Genomic DNA, 5,406 nt, shown 5'->3' with positions numbered 1-5,406 from the left:
GCGCCGCCGCGCGAGCCGGCCCGCCGGGAGCCGGCGCCCGCCCGCGAGCGCCGTCCGCGCAGCCGCAACCGGATGTACATCCCGGGCCTCGGCTGTCTGAAGGGCTGTCTGATGGTGCTGCTGGTCCTGGCGTTGGCCGCGGCGGCGCTGTGGAACTTCACGGACCTGCCCCAGTACTGGGCGACCGCCCGGGACTGGGTGGTCGACGCGATCGACTGGGTGCGGAACCTGTTCTCGTCCGCTCCGTAGCGCCCCCGGAGCCGCGTCCCGGCCCCCTTCCGGACAGAAGGGGGCCGGGATTGTCGCCATGTCGACAGTTCACAAGATTTCCCGTCAAGTGGTGCCCGCCCGAACGGCGACGGCGGCCCCCGCGGGCCCCTCGGGCGCGTAGGTTGGTCGCTGTTGTCCCGCCCCACCGAGCGCACCGGGCCCCCTCCGGAGCGCTCCCGCCGCCCACGGAGCAGCATTGGCACGCAAGATCGGCAGCCGCTACACCGTCCACCAGGTGATCGGCCGGGGTTCCGCCGGGACCGTGTGGCTCGGAGAGGGCCCGGACGGTCCGGTCGCGGTCAAGCTGCTGCGCGAGGACCTCGCCGCCGACCAGGTGCTGGTCGGCCGCTTCGTCCAGGAACGCGCCGCGCTCACCAGCCTCGACCACCCCCGGGTGGTCGGCGTGCGCGACATGGTGGTGGACGGCAGCGACCTCGCCCTGGTGATGGAGCTCGTCCAGGGCACCGACCTGCGCTCCCGGCTGGAGCGCGACGGCGCGCTCGCCCCGCAGGCCGCCGTCTCGGTGATCGCCGACGTCGCCGACGGCCTCGCCGCCGCGCACGCCGCCGGGATCGTCCACCGGGACGTCAAGCCCGAGAACGTCCTGCTCGACCTTGCCGCCGCCCCCGGACCCGGCGGCGCCCCGCGCGCCAAGCTCACCGACTTCGGCGTGGCCCGCCTGGTCGACGCCCCCCGCCGCACCCGCGCCACCCGGATCATCGGCACCCCCGACTACCTCGCCCCCGAGATCATCGAGGGCCTGGAGCCGCGCGCCGCCGTCGACATCTACGCCCTGGCCACCGTGCTGTACGAGCTGCTGGCCGGCTTCACCCCGTTCGGCGGCGGCCACACCGGCGCGGTGCTGCGCCGGCACGTCACCGAGCAGGTGCCGCCGGTGCCCGGACTGCCGGACGGCCTGTGGCGGATCATCGCCGAGTGCCTGGCCAAGGCCCCGGCCTCCCGGCTGCGCGCCGCCGAGCTGGCCGAGCGGCTGCGCGAGCAGCTGCCCGCGCTGGCCGGACTGCCGGTGCTCGCCATCCCCGCGCAGGGCCGCGCGCCCGCCGAGGAGGCGCTGACCCCCGGCGAGGCCGTGTACGCCGAGGTCGACGCCGGCCCCGGCACCCACAAGCGCCGGCGCGGCCCCGCCGTCCCGCTGGTGCCCGGCGCCGCCCCCGACTCCACCCGGGACACCCACACCAGCCTGCGCCGCCCCTCCGCCGAGGAGCTGGCCTCGTACGCGGCCGAGTCCCGCGCCCAGCGCACCGCCGCAGGCCCTGCCGGCCACCGGCGCGGCCGGCAGGCCGCCCTGCTGCGCCGCCGCCGGGTGCTCGCGGTGCTGCTGGCGACCCTGCTGCTGCTCGCGGGCGCGGCCGCCGCGTGGACGGCCTTCGCCGCGAGCGCCCCCTCCCACCAGGGCGGACAGCCCCGGCCCGGGAGCCACGCCACGGCGCCCCGGGCCCCGTAGCCGACGGGGAGCCCCCACTGTCGTCAGGTACACCCCCGGAACCATTACCCTGGGTGCGTGGCAGCCGTCGATCCTTCCGAAGAGCTCAAGAACCTCGAAACGACCATGGGGTCGATCGAGGCCGTCCTCGACCTGGACAAGATCCGGGCCGACATCGCGCGCCTGGAGGAGGAGGCAGCCGCCCCCGACCTGTGGGACGACCTCGCGAACGCGCAGAAGGTGACCAGCCGGCTCTCCTTCCTCCAGGGCGAACTGCGCCGGGTCGAGACCCTGCGCGGCCGCATCGAGGACCTGGGCGTGCTGTTCGAGCTCGCCGAGGCCGAGGACGACGCGGACACCCGCGCCGAGGCCGAGACCGAGCTGGACGCCGTCAAGAAGGCGGTCGAGGAGCTGGAGGTCCGTACCCTCCTGTCCGGCGAGTACGACGCCCGCGAGGCCCTGATCAACATCCGCGCCGAGGCCGGTGGCGTGGACGCCGCCGACTTCGCCGAGCAGCTCATGCGCATGTACCTGCGCTGGGCCGAGCGGCACGGGTACCCCACCGAGGTGTACGACACCTCGTACGCGGAGGAGGCCGGCATCAAGTCCGCGACCTTCACCGTCAAGGCGCCGTACGCCTACGGCACCCTCTCGGTCGAGCAGGGCACCCACCGTCTGGTGCGCATCTCGCCGTTCGACAACCAGGGCCGCCGGCAGACCTCCTTCGCCGGGGTCGAGGTGCTCCCGGTCGTCGAGCAGTCCGACCACGTCGACATCGACGAGGGCGACCTGCGCGTGGACGTGTACCGCGCCTCCGGCCCCGGCGGCCAGGGCGTCAACACCACCGACTCGGCGGTGCGCATCACGCACCTCCCGACCGGCATCGTGGTCTCCTGCCAGAACGAGCGCTCGCAGATCCAGAACAAGGCCTCGGCGATGAACGTCCTCCAGGCCAAGCTGCTGGAGCGGCGCCGCCAGGAGGAGAAGGCCGCGATGGACGCGCTCAAGGACAGCGGCAGCTCCTGGGGCAACCAGATGCGCTCCTACGTGCTGCACCCGTACCAGATGGTCAAGGACGTCCGCACCGAGTTCGAGGTCGGCAACCCGCAGGCCGTCCTGGACGGCGACATCGACGGCTTCATCGAGGCCGGCATCCGCTGGCGCAAGCAGCGGGAGACCGCCGCGAGCTGATCGTGAGGATGGCGGCCTCGATGAACATCAAGCACGGCATCGAGGCCGGCATCCGCCGGCGCAAGCAGCGGGAGACCGCCGCGCAGTAGGCGCCGCGCACCCGCCGCACACGTGAGAGGGCCCCGACCGGAGCGGATCCGGTCGGGGCCCTCGCGTACGCGTCTCAGGCCAGCGCCTGCCGGGCGATCACCACCACCGCGAGCAGCCCGGCCAGCAGGGCCAGCAGCATGGCGGGGGACAGCGCGGCGAGCGGGCCCTGCTGCTCCTGCAGACGGGCCCGGTTGGCGCGGCAGACCGGGCAGCGGCCCTCGCTCACGCGGCCGTTGCAGTTGGCGCACACCAGATGGTCGCAGGTCATGCGATCTCCTCCTCGCTGCTATTGCCAACGCACCGGACGGGGCTTTGGTTCCTTCTCATGCCCTGTGCGGGGGAGCGGCCAACCCAGGCCACCACCTCCACTCTGCCAGGTTCTTCCGGTTCCGGCCCGCGCGCTGTGAGATGCCTCGCAATTTTCGGGGCATAACCGGGCATTGTCCCCCAACTTTCGGGCAATGTCCTGGCCCGAACCTGCGGGCCGGCCGCCGCTTCGCGTATGGTCCCAAGCCGGGAGTGGCGCATTCCACTCCCTTCGCCCACCCCCAGGGCCGGGCGCCCGGGGTGGATCGACCGAGGATTGGCGCCGCCTAGGATGGCCCCCGTGATGCAGCCGTGATCAGATTCGACAACGTCTCCAAGACCTATCCCAAGCAGAACCGTCCCGCCCTGGACAACGTCTCGCTGGAGATCGAGAAGGGTGAGTTCGTCTTCCTGGTCGGCTCGTCCGGTTCGGGCAAGTCCACCTTCCTGCGCCTGTGCCTGCGCGAGGAGCGGCCCTCCACGGGTGAGGTGCACGTGCTGGGCAAGGACCTGGGCAAGCTGTCCAACTGGAAGGTGCCCCACATGCGCCGCCAGCTGGGCACGGTCTTCCAGGACTTCCGCCTGCTGCCCAACAAGACGGTCGCCCAGAACGTCGCCTTCGCGCTGGAGGTGATCGGCAAGCCCAAGAGTGCCATCGCCAAGGTGGTGCCCGAGGTGCTGGACCTGGTCGGCCTCGGCGGCAAGGAGGACCGCATGCCGGGCGAGCTGTCCGGTGGTGAGCAGCAGCGCGTGGCGATCGCCCGGGCGTTCGTGAACCGGCCGATGCTGCTGATCGCGGACGAGCCCACCGGTAACCTCGACCCGCAGAACTCGGTCGGCATCATGAAGCTGCTCGACCGGATCAACCGCACCGGGACCACGGTGCTGATGGCCACCCACGACCAGGCCATCGTCGACCAGATGCGCAAGCGCGTCATCGAGCTCGACAAGGGGCTGCTGGTCCGCGACCAGGCCCGCGGCGTCTACGGGTACCAGCACTGATCCCGTAGGCCGCCGGCCACGTTGCCCGACCGGTACCGATCCTGGAGTTGTCACAAGCATGCGCGCGCAGTTCGTCCTGTCGGAGATCGGTGTGGGTCTCCGCCGCAATCTGACCATGACCATCGCGGTCGTGGTCAGTGTCGCGCTCTCCCTCGCCCTCGCCGGTGCCTCGCTCCTGGTCCGTGACCAGGTGAACTCCATGAAGGGGTACTGGTACGACAAGGTCGAGGTGAGCATCTACTTCTGCACCAAGGCGGACGCCCGCAACTCGCCCCAGTGCGACAAGGGCGCGGCCACCGACCAGCAGATCGCCGACATCAAGTCCAAGCTGGACAAGATGGACTCGGTGGTCCAGTCGTCGACCTTCGAGAACTCGGCCGAGGCGTACAAGCACTGGAAGGAGATGAACCCGGACAACCCGCTCATCTCCGTCCTCGGCCCGGAGGCCATCCCGCAGTCCTGGCGGGTGAAGCTCAAGGACCCCACCAAGTACGACGTCATCCAGAGCGCCTTCGCCGGCCAGCCCGGCGTGAAGTCGGTCGAGGACCAGCGCAAGATCCTGGAGAACCTCTTCGGCCTGCTGAACGGTCTGCAGACGGCGGCGTTCGTGATCATGGTGCTGATGCTCTTCGTCGCCCTGCTGCTGATCGTCAACACCGTCCGGGTGTCGGCGTACAGCAGGCGGCGCGAGACCGGCATCATGCGCCTGGTCGGCGCCTCGAACTTCTACGTGCAGATGCCGTTCATCGCCGAGGCCGCCTTCGCCGCCCTGCTGGGCGCGGTCATGGCCTCCGGGCTGCTGCTCGGCGGGCACTTCTTCGTCCAGGGCTTCCTGGCCGAGCGGGTGCAGTTCATCCACTTCATCGGGCTCTCCTCGGTGCTGGCGGTGATCCCGCTGCTGGTGGTGGTCGGCATGGGCATGGCCGGTATCGCGGCCTTCTTCACCCTGCGCAAGTACCTCAAGGTCTGACCCCGGGTCAGCCCGGCGGCCCCGGACGGCACTGCGCCCGCCGGGGGCGCCCCCCGTGCCCCCACGGCCGGCACCGCCCCCCCGCGCGGCGGGGGTGGGGAGACGACCAAGTCAAGACACAAACAACGCGCAA

At 71.5% G+C, this 5,406-nt stretch carries 5 protein-coding genes and 1 pseudogene; 5 read left to right on the top strand and 1 reads right to left on the bottom strand.

All coding sequences use genetic code 11. From position 1 onward, the window contains the following. The 3 genes and pseudogenes from ACWEQL_RS40650 to prfB all read left to right on the top strand — a co-directional run. Positions 1–249: pseudogene (locus tag ACWEQL_RS40650) on the top strand (serine/threonine protein kinase); the annotation flags it as partial. A 217-nt stretch (positions 250–466) separates the two neighbouring features. Next, positions 467–1,735: a serine/threonine-protein kinase gene (locus ACWEQL_RS40645; protein ID WP_452156365.1), complete on the top strand. Its 1,269-nt coding sequence runs from the start codon at positions 467–469 to the stop codon at positions 1,733–1,735. 57 nt (positions 1,736–1,792) lie between these two features. Further along, positions 1,793–2,905, top strand: a complete 1,113-nt coding sequence (gene prfB / locus ACWEQL_RS40640) for a peptide chain release factor 2 (protein WP_452156363.1) — start codon at positions 1,793–1,795, stop codon at positions 2,903–2,905. A gap of 163 nt (positions 2,906–3,068) precedes the next feature. Here prfB and ACWEQL_RS40635 read toward each other — a convergent pair whose 3' ends face one another. Beyond that, positions 3,069–3,263: a hypothetical protein gene (locus ACWEQL_RS40635; protein ID WP_452156361.1), complete on the bottom strand. Its 195-nt coding sequence runs from the start codon at positions 3,261–3,263 to the stop codon at positions 3,069–3,071. Between the two features lie 350 nt (positions 3,264–3,613). On the opposite strand from ACWEQL_RS40635, the gene ftsE reads away from it, so the two are divergent. Together ftsE and ftsX are read left to right on the top strand one after the other, a co-directional pair. Further along, positions 3,614–4,303: a cell division ATP-binding protein FtsE gene (gene ftsE, locus ACWEQL_RS40630; RefSeq protein ID WP_030308213.1), complete on the top strand. Its 690-nt coding sequence runs from the start codon at positions 3,614–3,616 to the stop codon at positions 4,301–4,303. A gap of 58 nt (positions 4,304–4,361) precedes the next feature. Continuing rightward, positions 4,362–5,273 carry a permease-like cell division protein FtsX gene (gene ftsX, locus ACWEQL_RS40625; RefSeq protein WP_452156358.1) on the top strand — a complete coding sequence of 304 codons (912 nt, stop codon included), beginning with the start codon at positions 4,362–4,364 and terminating at the stop codon, positions 5,271–5,273. The last annotated feature ends 133 nt before the right edge of the window (positions 5,274–5,406 follow it).

It is taken from the genome of Kitasatospora sp. NPDC004240, assembly GCF_053603215.1.
Note: the sequence above shows the minus strand (reverse complement) of the source record. Positions and strands in the feature narration are given on the sequence as shown.